Source organism: Proteus sp. TSJ240517, from assembly GCF_047921575.1.
Taxonomy (GTDB): domain Bacteria; phylum Pseudomonadota; class Gammaproteobacteria; order Enterobacterales; family Enterobacteriaceae; genus Proteus.
On sequence record NZ_JBLRMH010000002.1, the window covers coordinates 455,798 to 476,278 of the forward strand.

The 20,481-nt window shown below is 40.3% G+C and carries 17 protein-coding genes; 7 read left to right on the forward strand and 10 right to left on the reverse strand.

What is annotated here, in order from left to right; genetic code table 11:
* The first annotated feature begins 163 nt into the window (after nucleotides 1–163).
* The 4 genes from gltB (at nucleotide 164) to ACNARN_RS05590 (ending at nucleotide 9,098) form a co-directional block, all read left to right on the forward strand.
* Nucleotides 164–4,624 (forward strand): glutamate synthase large subunit, encoded by a 4,461-nt coding sequence (gene gltB / locus ACNARN_RS05575; RefSeq protein ID WP_416304230.1) that lies wholly within the window; start codon nucleotides 164–166, stop codon nucleotides 4,622–4,624.
* A gap of 9 nt (nucleotides 4,625–4,633) precedes the next feature.
* Nucleotides 4,634–6,031, forward strand: a complete 1,398-nt coding sequence (locus tag ACNARN_RS05580) for an FAD-dependent oxidoreductase (RefSeq protein WP_198619283.1) — start codon at nucleotides 4,634–4,636, stop codon at nucleotides 6,029–6,031.
* Nucleotides 6,032–6,540: 509 nt separating this feature from the next.
* Nucleotides 6,541–7,815 (forward strand): C4-dicarboxylate transporter DcuC, encoded by a 1,275-nt coding sequence (dcuC, locus tag ACNARN_RS05585; protein ID WP_109371925.1) that lies wholly within the window; start codon nucleotides 6,541–6,543, stop codon nucleotides 7,813–7,815.
* Between the two features lie 14 nt (nucleotides 7,816–7,829).
* Nucleotides 7,830–9,098, forward strand: a complete 1,269-nt coding sequence (locus ACNARN_RS05590; RefSeq protein WP_109371927.1) for an amidohydrolase — start codon at nucleotides 7,830–7,832, stop codon at nucleotides 9,096–9,098.
* Between the two features lie 114 nt (nucleotides 9,099–9,212).
* On the opposite strand, the gene sspB is transcribed toward ACNARN_RS05590, so the two are convergent.
* The 5 genes from sspB to zapE all read right to left on the reverse strand — a co-directional run bounded on the left by sspB (nucleotide 9,213) and on the right by zapE (nucleotide 13,411).
* Entirely contained in the window at nucleotides 9,213–9,722 is a 510-nt protein-coding gene (gene sspB / locus ACNARN_RS05595; RefSeq protein WP_160229959.1) for a ClpXP protease specificity-enhancing factor, read from the reverse strand.
* A 6-nt stretch (nucleotides 9,723–9,728) separates the two neighbouring features.
* A complete protein-coding gene (gene sspA, locus ACNARN_RS05600; protein WP_023582862.1) occupies nucleotides 9,729–10,370 on the reverse strand; it encodes a stringent starvation protein SspA in 642 nt (213 codons plus the stop codon).
* A gap of 655 nt (nucleotides 10,371–11,025) precedes the next feature.
* A complete protein-coding gene (gene rpsI, locus ACNARN_RS05605; RefSeq protein WP_004245284.1) occupies nucleotides 11,026–11,418 on the reverse strand; it encodes a 30S ribosomal protein S9 in 393 nt (130 codons plus the stop codon).
* A gap of 15 nt (nucleotides 11,419–11,433) precedes the next feature.
* Nucleotides 11,434–11,862: a 50S ribosomal protein L13 gene (rplM, locus tag ACNARN_RS05610; RefSeq protein WP_006535327.1), complete on the reverse strand. Its 429-nt coding sequence runs from the start codon at nucleotides 11,860–11,862 to the stop codon at nucleotides 11,434–11,436.
* 433 nt (nucleotides 11,863–12,295) lie between these two features.
* Complete coding sequence (gene zapE / locus ACNARN_RS05615; protein WP_196532379.1) at nucleotides 12,296–13,411, reverse strand: cell division protein ZapE; 1,116 nt, start codon at nucleotides 13,409–13,411, stop codon at nucleotides 12,296–12,298.
* 203 nt (nucleotides 13,412–13,614) lie between these two features.
* Between zapE and zapG the strand changes: the two genes are divergently transcribed.
* The 3 genes from zapG to degS all read left to right on the forward strand — a co-directional run bounded on the left by zapG (nucleotide 13,615) and on the right by degS (nucleotide 16,919).
* Entirely contained in the window at nucleotides 13,615–14,019 is a 405-nt protein-coding gene (zapG, locus tag ACNARN_RS05620) for a Z-ring associated protein ZapG (protein ID WP_023582864.1), read from the forward strand.
* Between the two features lie 231 nt (nucleotides 14,020–14,250).
* Complete coding sequence (gene degQ, locus ACNARN_RS05625) at nucleotides 14,251–15,642, forward strand: serine endoprotease DegQ (protein WP_109371935.1); 1,392 nt, start codon at nucleotides 14,251–14,253, stop codon at nucleotides 15,640–15,642.
* Between the two features lie 206 nt (nucleotides 15,643–15,848).
* Nucleotides 15,849–16,919: an outer membrane-stress sensor serine endopeptidase DegS gene (degS, locus tag ACNARN_RS05630; protein ID WP_109371937.1), complete on the forward strand. Its 1,071-nt coding sequence runs from the start codon at nucleotides 15,849–15,851 to the stop codon at nucleotides 16,917–16,919.
* 27 nt (nucleotides 16,920–16,946) lie between these two features.
* Here degS and ACNARN_RS05635 read toward each other — a convergent pair whose 3' ends face one another.
* From ACNARN_RS05635 to mlaB, 5 genes are all read right to left on the reverse strand, one after another.
* Nucleotides 16,947–17,192, reverse strand: a complete 246-nt coding sequence (locus ACNARN_RS05635) for a CPCC family cysteine-rich protein (protein ID WP_198630126.1) — start codon at nucleotides 17,190–17,192, stop codon at nucleotides 16,947–16,949.
* Nucleotides 17,193–17,225: 33 nt separating this feature from the next.
* Entirely contained in the window at nucleotides 17,226–18,287 is a 1,062-nt protein-coding gene (locus ACNARN_RS05640; protein ID WP_416304231.1) for a DUF2157 domain-containing protein, read from the reverse strand.
* Nucleotides 18,288–18,481: 194 nt separating this feature from the next.
* Nucleotides 18,482–19,744 carry a UDP-N-acetylglucosamine 1-carboxyvinyltransferase gene (gene murA, locus ACNARN_RS05645; RefSeq protein ID WP_088493805.1) on the reverse strand — a complete coding sequence of 421 codons (1,263 nt, stop codon included), beginning with the start codon at nucleotides 19,742–19,744 and terminating at the stop codon, nucleotides 18,482–18,484.
* Nucleotides 19,745–19,791: 47 nt separating this feature from the next.
* Nucleotides 19,792–20,046, reverse strand: coding sequence for a BolA family iron metabolism protein IbaG (ibaG, locus tag ACNARN_RS05650; protein ID WP_006535338.1), 255 nt, complete (start codon nucleotides 20,044–20,046; stop codon nucleotides 19,792–19,794).
* Between the two features lie 141 nt (nucleotides 20,047–20,187).
* Nucleotides 20,188–20,481 (reverse strand): lipid asymmetry maintenance protein MlaB, encoded by a 294-nt coding sequence (gene mlaB, locus ACNARN_RS05655; RefSeq protein ID WP_416304232.1) that lies wholly within the window; start codon nucleotides 20,479–20,481, stop codon nucleotides 20,188–20,190.

Here is a 20,481-nt window from a genome sequence, read left to right on the forward strand (position 1 = left end):
AAGTTGAAAAGGCATTGCATAGCAATATAAAAAACACTCCAAGCTAGGCAAATACAACATCACCCGACTGAGCACCCATAAATTTACCTACATACTTTGAGCCAAAACGTTCCTTTTGCGCTCTGTTTTGAGGTGCTCAGTAAACAAAGTAGGAAGCAAAAAAATGCTCTATCAAAAGACACAGGAAAAAGACAATTGTGGGTTTGGGTTGATCGCGCATATTGAAGGGCAAGCCAGCCATAAGATTGTCAGAAATGCCATACATGGTCTTGCCAGAATGCAACATCGTGGTGCTATTCTTTCTGATGGTAAAACCGGCGATGGATGCGGATTACTCTTACAAAAACCAGAGCGTTTCTTCCAATTAGTTGCACAAGAAAAAGGCTGGCATTTAGCAAAAAATTACGCCGTAGGGATGCTATTTTTAAGCCAAGATCCCAATATTGCCAAACAATGCCGTCTCATCGTTGAAGAAGAGCTACAACGTGAAACACTTTCTATTGTCGGCTGGCGTGAAGTGCCTATTAACACTGATATTTTAGGGAGTATTGCCCTTTCTTCTCTTCCTTTAATCGAACAAGTTTTTGTTAATGCCCCCGCAGGATGGCGGATAAGTGATATTGAGAGACGACTCTTTGTTGCCCGCAGACGTATTGAAAAGCGCATTACTGACAATGATTTTTATATTTGTAGTCTTTCTAATTTAGTGACCATCTATAAAGGTCTCTGCATGGCCATTGATTTACCGCGCTTTTTTACCGATCTTGCCGATCTACGCATGGAATCTTCAATTTGTTTATTCCACCAGCGTTTTTCAACTAACACCACACCAAGATGGCCTCTTGCGCAACCTTTTCGCTATCTTGCTCATAATGGTGAAATAAATACCATTACAGGCAATCGTCAATGGGCAAGAGCGCGTGCCTATAAATTCCATACGCCACTTATTCCTGATCTACAAAGTGCAGCACCTTTTGTCAATGAGAGTGGCTCAGATTCAAGTTCACTCGACAATATGCTAGAACTTTTTCTCAATGGCGGTATGGATATTGTTCGTGCAATGCGATTGTTAGTGCCGCCTGCATGGCAAAACAATCCACAAATGGATGAAGATCTTCGTGCCTTTTTTGATTTTAACTCAATGCATATGGAGCCTTGGGATGGCCCCGCAGGTATTGTATTATCAGATGGTCGTTACGCTGCGTGTACGCTAGATAGAAACGGTTTGCGCCCTGCTCGTTACGTTATTACCACAGATAACATCATCACTTGTGCTTCTGAAATTGGTATTTGGGATTATCAGCCTGATGAAGTGCGAGAAAAAGGACGTGTAGGTCCTGGCGAGCTGATGGTCATTGATACTCATCAGGGGCGTATTTTGCACTCTGCCGAAACCGATGAAGATTTAAAAAGACGCCATCCTTATAAACTGTGGTTAGAGCGCAATGTCAAACGTTTAACGCCCTTTGAAGAGTTACCAGAACAACAAGCTACAGGACAACGTGCCTTTGATGACACTTTATTAGCCACTTATCAAAAACAATTTGCATATAGCCAAGAAGAACTTGAAAGCATTTTGCATGTGTTTGCAGAAAACGGGCAAGAAGCCACAGGATCAATGGGCGATGACACGCCATTTGCTGTACTTTCTCAACGCCCTCGGCTTATTTATGACTATTTCAGACAAAAATTTGCGCAAGTAACAAATCCTCCCATAGATTCATTAAGAGAAGCACATGTTATGTCTTTAGCGACCTGCATTGGGCGCGAGATGAATGTGTTTTGCGAAGCGGAAGGTCAAGCTCATCGACTGAGTTTTAAATCGCCTATTTTGCTTTATAGCGATTTCCAACAGCTTATTAATCAAGAAAGTCCTTATTACCAATCTGTTCATCTTGATATCACATATCAACCAACAGAATGCAACTTAGAAACAGCGTTACGCCAATTATGCGCAAAAGCACAACAGGAAGTTCACCGTGGTGCGGTATTATTGGTTTTATCAGATAGAAATATCACTAAAGAGCGATTGCCTATTCCTGCTCCTATGGCAGTTGGCGCGGTACAAAAAGCATTGGTAGATAATAACTTACGCTGTGATGCCAATATTATTGTCGAAACCGCTAGTGCCCGTGATCCTCACCATTTCGCCGTATTACTCGGATTTGGTGCTACCGCTATTTACCCTTACCTTGCTTATGAATCTTTAGCCCAACGTGTTGATAAAAAAATCCTGCAAGCAAGCTATGCCCAAGTAATGCTTAATTACCGCAACGGCATAAATAAAGGATTGTATAAGATCATGTCCAAAATGGGCATTTCAACCGTAGCTTCCTACCGTTGCTCTCAACTTTTTGAAGCGGTGGGATTAAATGATAGCGTTGTCGAACTCTGCTTTGCGGGCGTTGATAATCGGATTAATGGCGCTGACTTTAGTGATTTTGAACACGACTTATTTAATCTATCTAAACGAGCTTGGTTAACCCGTTACCCTTTAGATGCGGGGGGATTATTGAAATATGCACATAAAGGGGAATATCACGCCTACAATCCTGATGTCGTTCAAGCACTGCAACAAGCGGTAAATAGCGGGGAATATGCCGACTATCAGCATTATGCTAGTCTGGTACAACAACGCCCAATAACCACATTGCGCGATATGCTAGTCCTCAATAACAAGGCAACGCCTATCTCGATTGAAGAAGTCGAACCTGAAACAGAATTATTTAAACGCTTTGATACCGCCGCAATGTCAATTGGGGCACTAAGCAAAGAAGCTCATGAGGCCCTTGCGCAAGCGATGAATACATTGGGCGGCTTTTCAAATTCAGGCGAAGGCGGTGAAGATCCGGCTCGTTACGGTACTAATAAAGTCTCACGCATTAAACAAATTGCCTCGGGTCGTTTTGGCGTGACGCCTTCTTATCTAATGAGTGCAGATGTTTTGCAAATCAAAGTCGCACAAGGAGCAAAACCCGGTGAAGGAGGACAACTTCCCGGCGATAAAGTCACCCCTTATATTGCGCAATTACGCTACGCTGTTCCTGGTGTTACTTTAATATCACCGCCACCTCATCACGATATCTATTCTATTGAAGATTTAGCACAGCTTATTTTCGACTTAAAACAGATCAATCCTACTGCACTGATTTCTGTAAAACTCGTATCAGAGCCTGGTGTGGGCACCATTGCTACTGGTGTTGCCAAAGCCTATGCGGATTTGATAACCATTGCAGGTTATGACGGAGGTACAGGTGCAAGTCCTTTAACTTCTGTAAAATATGCAGGTAGTCCGTGGGAATTAGGTTTAGTGGAAACCCAACAAGCGCTAGTGGCAAACAATCTTCGTCATAAAATTCGTTTACAAGTCGATGGCGGATTAAAAACAGGACTCGATATTATTAAAGCGGCGATTTTAGGCGCAGAGAGTTTTGGTTTTGGTACAGGCCCTATGGTCGCGTTAGGCTGTAAATACTTACGTATTTGTCATTTAAATAATTGCGCAATGGGTGTTGCAACTCAAGATGAAACGCTACGTCGTAACCATTATCATGGATTACCTGAACGTGTTATTAACTACTTCCGCTTTATTGCACAAGAAACCCGTGAGTTAATGGCATTGCTCGGAGTACGAAAAATTACCGACTTAATCGGTCGTACTGATCTGCTTTCTTGTTTAGAAGGTGTGACAAGCAAACAACAAAAACTATCATTAGGCGGATTACTAGAAACAGTGACATCCCCCATAGGTAAATCCCTTTATTGTCAGGAAAATAATGAAACTTATGATAAAGGTGAATTAAACCAGCGTATTGTTACTCAAACGATTGAAGCCGTTGAACAGCAAAAAAGCCAAACACACTATTTTGATATTCGTAATACAGACCGCTCTGTGGGTGCAACGTTATCTGGCATTATTGCTAAGAAATATGGCGAGAATGGGTTATCTGCAACACCTATAAAACTCAATTTTACGGGCACCGCAGGTCAAAGCTTTGGTGTCTGGAATGCACAAGGCGTTGAATTAACCTTAGTCGGTGATGCAAATGATTATGTTGGCAAAGGTATGGCGGGCGGTCGTATTGTAATTTCGCCTCCAGTTGGTTCTGCTTTTAAAAATCATCATGCAACCATTATGGGTAATACGTGCCTTTATGGCGCAACAGGCGGGAAACTGTATGCTTCAGGCTTGGCAGGTGAACGTTTCGCCGTCAGAAACTCCGGCGCGATTGCTGTTGTTGAAGGCGTTGGTGATAACGGCTGTGAATATATGACGGGCGGTATTGTCTGCGTTCTCGGTAAAACAGGGATTAACTTTGGTGCAGGAATGACGGGGGGATTTGCCTATCTATTAGATGAAGACCTCACATTATCGCAACGGATCAACACTTCGTCGATTGAGTTGCTTCCTGTTGCATCCTTTGCCATTCTCGCTGAACATCTACGTGGCATGATTGCAGAACATGTCAGACTAACAGGCTCACAGCAAGGAGAAAGATTACTTTCACAGTGGGAATATTGGTCACAACACTTCAAGTTGGTTAAGCCAAAGTCCAGTGATGTCAATGCGTTGCTTGGTCATCCTCGTCGTTCATCTGCTGAATTACGCGTTCAGGCACAATAGGAGAATATTATGAGTCAGAATGTGTATCAGTTTATCGACTTAAATCGTGTTGAGCCGACTAAAAAACCGTTAGCAATTCGTAAAATTGAGTTTGTTGAAATCTATGAGGCCTTTTCACCACAGCAAGCCTCCGCACAAGCTGATCGCTGTTTAGGTTGCGGGAATCCTTATTGTGAATGGAAATGCCCTGTTCATAATTACATTCCTAATTGGTTAAAGCTGGCAAACGAAGGACGTATTATTGAAGCGGCCGAGCTTTCTCATCAAACAAACAGTTTGCCTGAAATTTGTGGTCGCGTTTGTCCTCAAGATAGGCTTTGTGAAGGTGCCTGTACGCTTAATGATGATTTTGGTGCAGTCACAATTGGCAATATTGAACGTTACATCAATGACACCGCCTTAGCACAAGGATGGCGCCCCGATCTTTCTCACGTCACAATGACTGATAAAAAAGTTGCGATTATCGGCGCAGGCCCTGCGGGTCTTGCCTGTGCAGATGTTCTTATTCGTCAAGGTGTGAAACCAGTTGTTTATGATAAACATCCAGAAATTGGGGGATTACTTACGTTTGGGATACCCTCTTTTAAACTCGAAAAATCACTGATGATCCGACGCCGCGAATTATTTAGTGAAATGGGTATCGAGTTTTGCCTTAATACGGAAATAGGCAAGGATATCGCCCTAAATACCCTAATAACACAATATGACGCGGTTTTTCTAGGATTGGGCACTTATCACAGTTTAAGCGGTCATTTTCCTAATGAAAATGCTGATGGTGTTTATAGCGCCCTACCTTATTTAATTGGTAATACACGTTATTTAATGGGTTATGGTGAAGATCCTCAAACACCTTATATCGACCTTAAAGATAAAAATGTAGTGATATTAGGCGGTGGCGATACCGCAATGGACTGTGTGCGTACTGCAATTCGACAAGGTGCAAATAAAGTCACTTGTGTTTATCGTCGTGATGAAAGCAATATGCCAGGTTCAAAACGTGAAGTAAAAAACGCCAAAGAAGAAGGCGGCGAATTTTTATTTAATCTTCAACCTATAGATATTGAAGTTGATAATCAAAATAAAGTGGTTGGTATTCGCGTTATTAAAACTCAAAGTGATAAAACATTAACGCCGATTGAAGGAAGTGAGCATTTGTTATCTACTGATGCGGTTATTCTGGCATTTGGCTTTAAACCTGCACATTATCCATGGTTAGATGAAAATAATATTGAATATGCATCTTCAGGCAGAATTATTATTTCAGATAATCAAGAAATACCAAATCAAACAACAAATCCTAAAGTGTTTGCTGGAGGCGATATTGTACGAGGCTCTGATCTTGTGGTAACAGCAATAGCAGAAGGAAGAGAAGCTGCCGAAGGAATATTGCAATATTTATCATGTTAAATATTTTTTATTTCCGTTATTTTAAATAACAATTTCTCTTGTTTATTATCCCATTTAATTTAAGTGGGATAATTTTGCAATATTATCGGTGAAATTAATAAATAGTATTTAAGGATCATCAAGATATCAGACCAAATAATCATTCTCATTACCATTTAATATAATTTATAGAATAATATTTTGATAAAAAGCGATATTCTTTTTTGTATCAAAATAACACTCCTTATCTATAGTAAATATAATTTATTTTCGTATTTTTTACTTTATCTCTTTTTATTTAACCTTTTTGTCATCTTTTAATGATCATTGTTTTACAGCATTTGTTAATAACATCACAGTCTAAAAAAATAGATTTTATTTCGGCTATTAAATTTGATAACAATCAAATATTGTCAACCTACCAACTTCATAATGGAGTCACCTAATAACTTTACAGAAAAATATAATTTATTGATGTTAGGTTCGCTTTCATAATTAATAGTATTGTCATAATTAACTAGGGGATCACCATGGTGATGCAACTTATAGCCGTAGCCGTTATTATCGTAACTGTCTATTTGCTAATAAAAAAATATGAAACCCGAATGGTACTTATCGGTGCGGGTTTATTGCTTTGTATTTTGAGCCTAAGCCCATTAGATGCGTTTGCCGCATTTAGTGAGCGCATGGTATCTTCATCATTAATTCAAGCAATCTGTTCGAGTATGGGTTTTGCTTATGTTATGAAATATACCAAATGCGATATGCATCTGGTTCATGTTTTATCAAAAGTAATGACTCGTCTGGGCTTCTTCCTTATTCCAGCTACGGTTGTCGTAACGTATTTTATTAATATCGCAATCCCATCAGCAGCAGGTTGTGCGGCAGCGGTAGGTGCGACACTCATTCCATTATTAATCGCAGCACGTATTCACCCAGCTATTGCTGGTGGTGCAGTGTTATGTGGTACTATCGGCTCAATGCTAAGCCCAGGTATGTCGCATAACGCCTTCGTTGCTAACATGGCGAATATGGAAGTGGTTGATTTAATCGCTCGCCATAGCCCATATAGCTTAATGGCTGGTGGTATCGCAGCAGTTTCACTGGCGGTTGTCGCTTTAGTGAAAAAAGAGTTCAAAATGGCTTCTGTTGCGGGTGATGCATCATCTTCATCAGCACAAGCAACGCCAGAAGCTATTCGCCCTAACTACTTATATGCAACAGCACCTTTCATTCCATTAATCCTGTTAATTCTGCCATTCTTCGAGACTTTCAGTACATTTAAACTGTCTGTACCAGCGGCAATGTTAATCGGTTCTATCTATGCTCTGTTCATCACATTAACTAACCCAGCTCAAATTACGAAAGAGTTCTTTAAAGGTATGGGTAATGCTTATGGTGATGTATTAGGTATCATCATTGCAGCAGCAGTATTCGCAGCAGGTCTGAAAGCATCTGGTTTAATCGACGCGTTCATCAACTTCTTAACTCATTCTCCTGAATTCGCTCGCTGGGGTGGTACTTTAGGGCCATTCTTAATGGGTATTATCACAGGTTCTGGTGACGCAGCAGCATTCGCATTCAACGAAACAGTAACACCTCATGCTGCACAATTCGGTTATGAAATCCCAGACATGGGTATGGCAGCGGCATTATCTGGCGCGTTAGGTCGTACTATGTCACCACTGGCAGGTGCAGCAATTGTTTGTGCTGGTCTTGCAAACGTAAACCCTATGGAAATCGCAAAACGTACTGCACCGGGTATGATTATCGGCGTCATCGCTGTTGCGTTATTCATGTTATAAGTGGAGAAATGAATATGTCAGCAATTACACTAGAAAAATTAATTAAATGGCGTCGTGAGTTTCACCAATATCCAGAAATTGGTTGGTCAGAATTTTTAACCACAGCAAAAATCGTCAAAGAACTACGTAGCTTAGGTTTAGAAGTTAAAGTTGGCCCAGACGTTATCAATCAAGAGTTTGCTTTTGGTCGCCGCCGTCAAGTCGTTGAAAAAGGTCTAGCTGTTGCAAGAGAGCATAAAGTTGATGAAGCTCTACTTGATGAAATGAAAGAGCTAACTGGCTGTGTGGCTATCTTTGACAGTGGTAAAGCAGGCCCAACAGTAGCACTGCGTTTTGATATTGACTGTGTTGGTGTTAACGAAGCAACAGAAGCAAAACACCGTCCTCATGCAGAAAACTTTGCTTCTTGTCACGCAGGCGAAATGCATGCTTGTGGTCACGATGGACACATCTCTATCGGTTTAGGTGTTGCTCACTGGTTAGTTGAGAATAAAGATAAAGTGGTTGGTAAAGTTAAAATTCTATTCCAACCAGCAGAAGAAGGTGTTCGTGGTGCTCGTGCAATGGCAGAAAGTGGTATCGCAGATGATGCTGATTACTTCTTAGGTGCTCACTTAGGCTTTATCGCCAACAGTGGTGAAATTGTTATTAACCCAACACATTTCTTATGTACCACTAAATATGACTTCCGCTTTAAAGGCGCACCATCTCACGCAGGCGCAGAGCCAGAACTTGGTCGTAATGCTTTAGCGGGTGCTTGCCACGCGGCAACACAAATGCTGGGCATTTCTCGCCATGGTAAAGGAATGTCACGTATCAACATCGGTGTATTAAAAGCCGGTGAAGGCCGTAACGTCACCCCAGCTAACGCAGAAATGCAAATTGAAGTTCGTGGTGAAAATGAAGAGATCAACAGCTTTATGGCTGCAAATGCAGTACGTATGGCTGAAGGCGCAGCACATAGCTTCCAGTTAGAAATGGAAAGCGAAATCATGGGTGAAGCCGTTGACTTGACGAATGACCAAGAACTGATTGATGTTATGACCAAAGTTGTAGGTAAACATTCTGAACTAACTGCGGTTGCAACTCGCCCATTCGGTGGTAGTGAAGATGCAACAGTATTAGCAAAACGTGTACAACGTTGTGGTGGTAAATCACTGTACTTCGTTGTTGGTGCCGATAGAACAGCGGGTCACCACCAAGCAGGCTTTGACTTCGACGAAAAACAATTAATGACTGCAGTTAATCTTTACACTGGTTGTTTAGAAGAACTGCTGAAATAATTTCAGCCCAATCATTAATTTAAACGCCCTATAGAAATATAGGGCGTTTTTTTATGTACAAAAAAAACCAGTTCAATGAACTGGGTTTTTCATTAATACAAATAAGATAATCTCTTATTTCACTACACGCAATGATGGACGACCTGTAGGACGAGGTGGCTCTGGATCATCATCTGGTGGCGTTACATCATCAGAAACAGGTTTATCCGTTACTAATGATAAGACTTCGCCAACAGGAGCATCTGGTGTTTCTTGATGCTCATCTTCAGCAAACTGTAATGATGCACCAGATTCATAAGCAGGCTCTGGCTCAAACATCATTCCCGCACCGTTTTCTCTCGCATAAATAGCCATAACAGCAGCCATAGGCACTCGCACTTTACGAGGTATGCCACCAAAGCTTGCACTAAATAAAACCTGATACGGTGTTAACTCTAATTCATCTACAGCACGAGATGAAATATTTAGTACAATTTGACCATCATGCGCATATTCCATTGGGACTTGAACACCGACAACATTCACATCAACAACTAAATGTGGTGTTAAATCGTTTTCGATGATCCAGTCATAATGCGCACGTAATAAATGCGGACGACGCGGAGACATATCCATAATCTCCATACTTAATTACCCTCTTGAAGGTAAGCGCATCTCACGCTCTGCTTCGGTTAATGACGCGAGGAAAGAATCACGCTCAAAAACACGCTGCATATAAATTTGTACATCTTTAGCGCCAGCACCACTTAAATCTACACCGAGCACTGGTAAACGCCATAACAGAGGAGCAAGGTAGCAATCTACTAAGCTGAACTCTTCACTCATAAAGTAAGGATATTCTTTAAACACAGGAGATACAGCCAGTAGCTCTTCTGCTAACTGTTTACGAGCAGCATTTGCTTGCTGTTCAGTTCCTTTTTCGATGGTGTTCATTAAAGAATACCAATCATGCTCGATGCGATGCATCATTAAACGGCTGCTACCACGAGCAACAGGATAAACTGGCATTAAAGGAGGATGAGGGAAGCGTTCATCAAGGTATTCCATGATGATGCGTGAATCATACAGAGTCAGCTCACGATCAACCAAAGTCGGTACACTTTGGTAAGGGTTTAGATCGATAAGATCCTGTGGAAGATTACCAGCTTCAACCTGTTCAATTTCAACACTGACACCTTTCTCCGCTAGGACAATTCTGACCTGATGGCTGAAAATATCAGTCGGACCGGAAAACAAAGTCATTACCGAACGTTTGTTGGCAGCGACAGCCATGAAAACCTCCAAGTTAATCAATTAAAGAAATGAATTAGCACAATGCCTTTTCCATTTCCCCATTCCTAAAAGACAAGCACACAAACGCAGTAGACCTAAATAAACATTTAAGCTATTAACTGCATTGGGTAACTACCTGTATAACAGTGTTATCGTGGGATAATCATATTTTACAGGGTTAAAAACTCACCTGTCTTTGCGGCACATATCATTATCAAGTAATACCAAAATAATCATTCAACAATCATATTGTCATAATAATTTTGGTATGACTTTCAAACTCATCACTGGTATTACGATCAATATACCCATTGGCAACATGATGAAGTCATAGAAAGAAAGACATCAAAGCTCGCTATTCTACCAGAATTCATGTTACTTAGGGGGGCTAATGCAAATAATTCAACACAATATGCCACACTACCTTAAAAGTAAGATTATAATATCAAAAAATGAAATTATTTAGAGATAACATCTGAAAAATAGACTTTTTAATACTATCGTTATCTTACATATAGCCTGTTTTATGAGTAACAGCCTCATGTATTAGCAACATTATGTTTTTATTATTAATAAGCACAAATAAGTTAAAAATAAAAAACCCGCCTGTGAAGACGGGTTTTCAACATCAAATTGATATCTAAAAGATAACAAATTAACGTTTAGAGAACTGTGGACGACGACGTGCTTTACGCAGACCCACTTTCTTACGTTCAACAGAACGCGCATCACGGGTTACGAAACCAGCTTTACGCAGATCAGAACGTAGAGTCTCATCATATTCCATCAGTGCACGAGTGATACCGTGACGGATCGCGCCAGCTTGACCAGAAATACCACCACCTTTAACAGTGATGTATAAATCTAATTTACCCAGCATATCAACTAATTCCAGCGGTTGACGAACAACCATACGTGCTGTTTCGCGGCCGAAGTAAACTTCTAGGCTACGTTTGTTGATTACGATATTACCGCTACCTGGCTTAATGAAGACACGTGCGGAAGAACTTTTGCGGCGACCTGTGCCGTAGTATTGATTATCAGCCATTGCCTATTATCCCGATTAAATGTCCAGAACTTGCGGTTGTTGTGCCGCGTGGTTGTGCTCAGATCCTGCGTAAACTTTCAGTTTACGATACATCGCACGACCCAGAGGCCCTTTTGGCAGCATGCCTTTTACCGCGATTTCGATTACACGCTCAGGACTACGGGCGATCATCTCTTCGAAAGTCGCTTGTTTGATACCACCTACGTGACCAGTATGACGGTAGTAAACTTTGTCAGTACGTTTATGACCAGTTACCGCTACTTTCTCAGCGTTTAAAACGATGATGTAATCACCAGTATCAACGTGCGGAGTGTATTCCGCTTTGTGCTTACCGCGTAAACGGCTAGCAATTTCAGTTGCTAAACGGCCTAAAGTTTTGCCGTCTGCATCAACAACGTACCAGTCGCGTTTTACGGTTTCTGGTTTAGCTGTAAAAGTTTTCATTATTGAAAATTACCCAATGTTTAGTTACACGTTGGTGAACGCTCGGTTCAAATACTATTGAGGTTCACACGACTCTTGTGTCCAGCAAACCTACCCCTTCGAGTAGCACTGCTGACTCTAAAATGCGAGTTTTTTGGGAAATAAAAAACTTGCTGCAACGTGGGGTCGCAAGATTATAGAGAAGTCAGAAAAAAAAATCGAGTCATAATTGAAAAACAATTGAATTCTTTTTCAATATTTCAGCGAAAAAAACGAATCTGGCACTTTTTCTGATTTGACTGATAAATTCTTGCTACCTGAAGAGAAGAATTGTTCCTTTCCAGAGCGCTTGTAAGCTGCCTAATGCACTCTATTTTCATAGAAAAAAACATCAAGCAACTTAACCTGCGTCATCCTACCATAATGAAAGATGACTTTCTTCAAGAATTAAAAATTAAGCGAGATGGGGTTGTACTAAATATTCTTCACTTTGCATCTCTTGTAAACGAGATAAGCAACGTTGATATTCAAAACGTAAAAAATCACCTTGGTAAATCTCGTTCATTTCTACATTTGCATTAATAATAAGTTTCACCTTACGCTCATAAAACTCATCAACAAGCGCTAGAAACCGACGCGCAGCGTCTTCATTTAATGTCCCCATTTGCTCCATGTCATATAACAAAACAGAGTGGTAATGCTTAGAAAGCTCAATGTAATCAAGCTGACTACGTGGTTCCATACACAAGGTTGAAAAATTAATAGCGAGTACCCCATTAGATGCTTTTCTTACTTTCATGGGGCGATGGTTAATGGTTAAGGTACAATCAACTTGCGGTTCGCTGGTTGCCAAGTGCATGAAAATTCTATCCATCTCCTGACGATTTTTATCATTAAGTGGAGATAAAAAAAGATGCGCTTGCGTTAATGTTCTTAGTCGATAATCAATCCCTGCATCCACATTTAAAATATCGCAGTGTTGTTTGATTTGCTCTATTGCAGGTAAAAAACGAGAACGCTGTAATCCGTTACGATAAAGCTCATCAGGTGGAATATTTGATGTCGCCACCAATGTGATACCTCTAGCAAATAACGCCTCAAGCAAGGTACCTAAAATCATCGCATCAGTAATATCAGAAACGAAAAACTCATCAAAACAGAGCACATCAGTTTGCGTTTTAAATCCATCAGCAATAATTTCTAGCGGATTTTCATGGCCTTGTAAGTTTTTTAGTTCTTCTTGAACACGTAACATAAAGCGATGGAAATGTAAGCGAAGCTTTCGTTCTGTCGGCAAGCTTTGATAAAACATATCCATGAGCCATGTTTTACCTCGTCCAACACCGCCCCACATATATAGACCACGTTCTGGTGTAACAATCTGTTTTTTTGTACGAATTCGCCCGAATAATCGTTGGGTTAGCGAATTTTTTTCTGGTGGAGTCTCTTTTAATAATGCATGGTATATCTGTTGAAGATGAAGAACCGTTTTTCTCTGAACATCATCAGGTTGATAATCACCTTGCTTCAATGCGGCTTCATAAAGTGATAACGGCGTACTAACAGTCATGAATGCCCTCTTATCCTTAATTTTCTGACATACTGATTTGTGTCTGTCGAATGGCTCTATTATAAGCATTAAGAATTGTTTTAACATCAACGTAACACACGAATTTTATATTAAGCTTAAGGATATTATTCCACCCATGCCTTTTAGCGGTTATGATGTTATAAGAATCCATCGTCCTCACTATTAGATGAAAAGGAGTTGCCATGGTTTGGGTTTATGCACTGATTGGATTAGTTGTCGGTCTTATTATCGGCGCACTTGCAATGCGTTACGGTAACAGCACCCTTCGTCAACAAGATGCTATCAAAGCAGAGTTAGACACAAAAAAAGAAGAACTTGATACTTATCGCAATGAGCTTGTCAGCCACTTTGCTAGAAGTGCTGAACTATTAGATAACATGGCGAGAGATTACCGTCAGCTTTATCAACATATGGCAAAAAGCTCTAATGAGCTCATGCCTGATATGCCTGCTCAAGAAAATCCATTTAATTACCGTTTAAGCGAATCAGAAGCAGCGAATGACCAATCTCCAATAAAAATGCCACCTCGTGATTACTCCGAAGGAGCATCTGGATTGTTCAGACCCACAGATAAAAAAGACAGTTAATATTAAAAACGCCACATTTTTTGTGGCGTTTTTCTTTCTAACAAACGTCATAAAATGACAATTATTTGCTATGGTTTTAAAGATAGCTTTTGTCTTGTAAATCCGTGTAAAAGGAAGCAAAGCACATCATGTCTTAATGAACTTTCCTTTGTCAGTACAGGTCTTAGTGACATCGCGCTCATTTTGAGCAAAAACTTTTATTTTGATAACTGTATCAAGAGACTCTAATTCATGTTGACTAAAAAAAGAAAATTATTACTTAGTGCATTAGCAATGAGTGTCGGACTTTCACTCTCTACTATTCCAGCAACCAGTATGGCTGCACTACCTGCTGTGATGCCATCAGGCGAACAACTGCCAAGCCTTGCACCGATGTTAGAAAAAGTGTTACCTGCGGTTGTCAGTGTGCACGTTTCAGGAACGCGAGTACAAAACCAGCAAGTGCCCGAAGAGTTCAAATTCTTCTTTGGCCCCAATTTCCCATCACAACAACAAAGTGTACGCCCTTTTGAAGGCTTAGGCTCTGGCGTCATTATTGATGCACAAAAAGGCTATGTATTAACAAATAACCACGTTGTTGATGGTGCAGATAAAATTCAACTGCAAATTAATGATGGCCGTGAATTTAGTGCAAAATTAATTGGTAGCGATCCACAAACCGATATCGCATTACTGCAAATTGAAAAACCAACCAACTTAACCGCAATTAAAATGGCGGATTCTGACCAACTACGTGTTGGTGACTTTGCGGTTGCAGTCGGTAACCCATTTGGTTTAGGCCAAACAGCAACATCCGGTATTATTTCCGCACTAGGTCGTAGCGGTTTAAATCTTGAAGGTTTAGAGAACTTTATCCAGACCGATGCTTCAATCAACCGTGGTAACTCTGGTGGCGCGCTCGTTAACTTGAATGGTGAGTTAATCGGAATTAACACTGCTATTTTAGCACCAGGTGGTGGCAACATCGGTATTGGCTTCGCCATCCCAAGTAATATGGCGCGTGACCTTAGCCAACAACTGATTTCTCATGGTGAAGTTAAACGTGGCATATTAGGTATTCGCGGTACAGAAATGAATTCTGATCTGGCGAAATCCTTTAATATTGATGCACAACGCGGTGCTTTTGTTAGCGAAGTAATGCCAGATTCATCTGCTGCAAAAGCAGGCATTAAACCGGGTGACGTTTTAATTTCAGTTGATGGTAAACGTATCAATAGCTTTGCTGAATTAAGAGCTAAAGTGGGTACAACACCGCCAGGTAAAGAGATCCTAATTGGTTTAATCCGTCAAGGTAAACCAATGGATGTGAAAGTGACATTAGAGAAACAATCGGCAGATGCAACACGCGCAGATAACTTCTCTCCTGCACTACAAGGTGCAACATTAAGTAACTATGTGAATAAACAAGTGAAAGCTGTTGCAGTCGATTCTGTCGAAAAAGATTCAGCCGCTGCTGCATCTGGTTTACAAAAAGGCGACCTTATTATTGGTATCAATAATACGCCAATTACATCACTAGGCGATTTACGCAAAGCAATTGATGCTAAACCGCCTGTTCTTGCATTGAATATTCAACGTGGCAATGAACAAATTTATCTGCTGTTACGTAATACACCGCGCTAAGAAGTAAGCTTTCACCTATCTAATTTATTGATTTCCTTAGCCCTGTAATATCTATTATAGGGCTTTTTTTATATCTATTTTTGATGAGCGTCATTGGCTTAAAAGGGGATTTTATGCGTTGAGCGATGCTTTCATAAGTTAAACTATGCTATTCTCACCCCTTCTACGCGAATAATTTCACAGTCAGACATAAATACAGGATTTTTATGTTAACTAAATTACTGCGATCAACTCTAATTGGTCTTCTCACAGCAGCAATTCTTTTGATTGCAGTTCCTTCAATTCGCCCTATTTTTATTGAACGCCTACTTAATGGCGATTTTCTCAATGCGCCTTTTAGCTATAACACAGCAGTACGACGAGCCGCCCCTGCGGTTGTTAATGTTTATAGCAGTACGATGGGAAGCTTTTCTCAAGAAGGTCGTGAGCTGACATCTTTAGGCGCTGGCGTCATTATGGATGGTCGTGGTTATATTCTGACAAATCAACATGTTATTAATAATGCTGATCAAATTATTGTTGCGTTACAAAATGGTGATCTCTATGAAGGTTTGCTCGTTGGCTCTGATCCATTAACTGATCTTGCTGTGTTAAAGATTGATGCAGATAAACTCCCGACGATCCCCATTAATAGTAAACGAATTTCTCATGTTGGTGATGTTGTACTGGCTATTGGTAATCCCTTTAATATTGGACAAACTATTACTCAAGGGATCATCAGTGCTACGGGTCGAGTTGGGTTAAGTCCAACACGCTACCAAAACTTTCTACAAACAGATGCCTCAATTAATGAAGGCAACTCGGGTGGCGCATTAATTAATACTGAAGGCGAACTTGTGGGTATTAATACCATGACGTTTGATTCAGGTACTTATAATGGATATCGCCCTAGTGCAGAAGGATTAGGCTTCGCTATTCCGACTGAACTTGCTGTAAAAATTATGAATAAGCTTATTCGTGATGGTCGTGTTATTCGTGGTTTTATTGGTATCACAGCAAAAGAATTACCTAAAATTCGTTCATCAAATACCGACATCAAACAAATTCAAGGGTTGCGCATTTTCCGTATCACACCAAATAGCCCAGCAGATAAAGCAGGAATAAAAACTGGCGATATTATTCTTAGCATTAATCATGCACCAGCGACTTCTGCGATGGAAATGATGGATTATATTGCTGAGACGCGCCCCGGTACGGTATTACCTGTAACATTATTGCGTGATGGCAATGAAATTAATGTCGATGTCACCATTTCGGAATACCAACCAGAATCATAACTAACAAAAAAATCTCCCTATTTTTGGCTAGTAGGGAGATTTCATATAGAACGTTGCACTTTGTAAGCAACTTTCTTTAAAGCTTTGGGTATTACGATAGTCCTCTAATGTGCTGTGATTACAACCGCTATATTGTCCTTCTTTAGTACCATCATTTTGCCAGCCACATACGGGGCAGATCTCAAAAAATGCCTCATCTTTATCTTTGAAAACAAAATAATGGCATGCAACACAGCTCACTTCTAAAGGAAGATGACAACTTCGCTTTTCCATAGGATTAGCTCTCCTATCATATCGTTAATTATACTATTCGCTCTTACTCTCTTTATTAGCAATTGAGTTATTTTCAACAGCATGCCAAATTTTTTCGGCTTTTCGTCCAATTAAAATCAGTGAAACCGCCAAAATAAAGAAAAAAATCGCACTGTGTAAACTATCCCAGAAATATTCAAAGAATCGGGTATAAAGGTTGATACCAAGGAATGTTAGGCCAAATCCTCTTAACATACCGTCATCTGTTTTAAGGCTTATATAAATACAGATAACGGCGACAACACCAAATAATAGCGCCCAAGGCAATAAATTCACACTTGAAGTGCGATACCACGTATCTGGATCGTAATTACCGAAAATAGACATTATCCATAGTGCAATAAACAGATAAGTCAGCCCCATTATTTTTGTCATGGTAAATAAACGACGGTGTATCAATATATTTTGTAGGAAATAACAGCCTGCTAATAATACTGAGCCAAAGAAGACAAAGCGGATAGGATAGTTCATCCCTAACCAATAAGCGCCCCATCCTGACATATAGCCAGTTTCAGCACCAAACCAATTTCCTAACATCAATAAGAAGAATAACCACACCAACGAGGAACGACTGATAAATCCAATTGCACCATAAATAACACAACCGATTAGAAAGAGAGGAGCAATATGACCACTTCCTGTATCCAGTAATTCTCCCAGTTGCCAAAGGAAAATAGCCGTAAACATCACACCTAAAAAGAGAATAAACTCAGTACTGTAATGCCACTGTGTCTCTTCTCGCTGACGTTTAAATCCCCATAAATAGAGCGCAGAAGCAATAAGTGCAGGAGAGATAACTCGCATAATTTCAGAAACACTAAAAATCTCAATTAAATAATAGACTAATGCGCTATCGCTAAAGATACTCCCAGCGGCAATAATCAAACAGACCATTGCTATCCAAAATGCGTAGCGACTTAATCTTTTCCAATCAAAAGGAATACGATGCAACGTACTTCCTAATTGTTGATATTCTTGTGTCGAGATTGCACCAGATTGTTGCCATTCATCCAGTGCTTGGCGAACTAGGCGCTCTTGTTTCCTTGTTACCTGCATATATGTCCCTTCCTTTTAGCTCATAGAGATTTCTCTAAAACAGGTCTATTTTCTTACTGTATCTTGTCACGCAAGAAATGCCTTATGAATTATCCTATTCTATTGAGAGTCCTATTGAAATAATGCGCAAAAAAAACCATAGCACAACAATGCACTATGGTTTTAAATCGCTAAAAAAGGATAACTAAAATAAATTAGTCATTAGAGCGCAAACGTTCTATTTTTGCCCCTAATCCTTGTAATTTGGCTTCAATATTTTCATAACCACGGTCGATATGATAAATACGATCAACAATGGTTGTGCCTTCAGCAATACAGCCTGCAAGTACTAGACTTGCAGAAGCACGTAAATCGGTTGCCATCACTTGTGCGCCTGACAGTTTTTCAACACCGTGGCATAACACAGTATTGCTTTCAATTTCAGCGTGAGCGCCCATACGGATAAGCTCAGGAATGTGCATAAAACGATTTTCAAAAATAGTTTCAGTGATCATGCCCGCGCCTTCAGCAACTAAATTTAAAAGGCTAAATTGTGCTTGCATATCGGTTGGAAAACCCGGATGTGGCGCAGTACGCAATGTTACCGCTTTAGGGCGTTTACCATGCATATCAAGGCTTATCCAATCTTCACCCACTTCAATATCTGCACCAGCTTCACGTAATTTTGCTAACACAGCATCTAACGTATCAGGTTTTGCATTACGACAAACAACGCGACCACGCGAAATAGCAGCAGCAACTAAGAAAGTCCCTGTTTCAATACGATCAGGTAGAATTTGATAAGTACCGCCACCAAGGCGTTCTACACCTTCAATAGTAATGCTGTCTGTACCTGCACCACTAATTTTGGCACCTAATGTATTGAGGAAGTTTGCGGTATCTTCAATTTCAGGCTCTCTTGCCGCATTCTCAATGATGGTTTTGCCTTCAGCTAATACCGCAGCCGTCATAATAGTGATAGTGGCGCCCACACTCACTTTATCCATGACAATATGTGCGCCTTTTAAACGCCCATCAACACGTGCTTTCACATAACCTTCATCCAGTGTAATTTCAGCGCCTAATTGCTCTAAACCTGTGATATGAAGATCAACAGGACGAGCACCAATGGCACAGCCACCCGGTAAAGAAACCTGACCTTGACCAAAACGAGCCACCAGCGGACCTAAAGCCCAAATAGAAGCACGCATGGTTTTTACTAACTCGTAAGGAGCGCAAAATTCATTAATGTTACGAGCATCAACAAAAACAGAGCCATTACGTTCAACATTAGTTCCCAAGCGATTAAGTAACTTAATCGTTGTATCGATATCTTTTAATTTAGGAACATTGGTTAATTCTACTGGCTCTTCGGCAAGGATCGCAGCGAACAGGATTGGTAGTGCGGCATTTTTTGCGCCTGAAATAGTGACCTCACCTGATAAACAGGTTGGTCCTTGTACTCTAAATTTATCCATCTGTAGAACTCTCTTTTTATTTTGCTGTACGCTGTATACCTACTGGATTAAAGCCCGTTAAGTTTACGATCTCTCTTCCACTCTTCAGGTGTGTAGGCTTTAATAGACAAAGCGTGAATACGGTTATCTGCGATATATTCCATCAAAGGGGCATAAATGGTTTGTTGTTGTTTTACTCTGCTCATTCCCTCAAACATTGCGCCAACAACGACAACTTGAAAATGACTACCATCACCATTGACGATGACTTCATCTAACGACAGGCTGTCCATTAATACTTGTTTGATTTCATTTGTATCCATAATTGCTCAATCTCAACGTTAAAATAATAATCAGTCGTCTATCCTAATGGAATCCGCTCTACTCTTAAACCATCAAAAACCCCCTTAATGATAAAAGTATCACGAAGGGGGCTTTTTAATACCTTTACTCAAAAATCTGTATTAGGCAATATTCATAATTTCATCAAGATCATAGAGTGTAATTAATGTTTGAAAACGCTCACTTACACCTTGAATAATAAATTGACGATTTTGCTCTCCCATTTCTGCTTTTAAGTGAACAAAAAGTGCCAACCCTGTTGAATCAATATGTCCTAAGGCAGAAATATCAATGATATTAATATCAGCTAATAATGCTTTACGCTGCTGCCAAGCAGGCAATAACGTTTCACGATCTAGCGTTCCTTGGAAATAGAGGACACCCTCCTTTTTTTCCCAATTTAACGAAGCTGACAT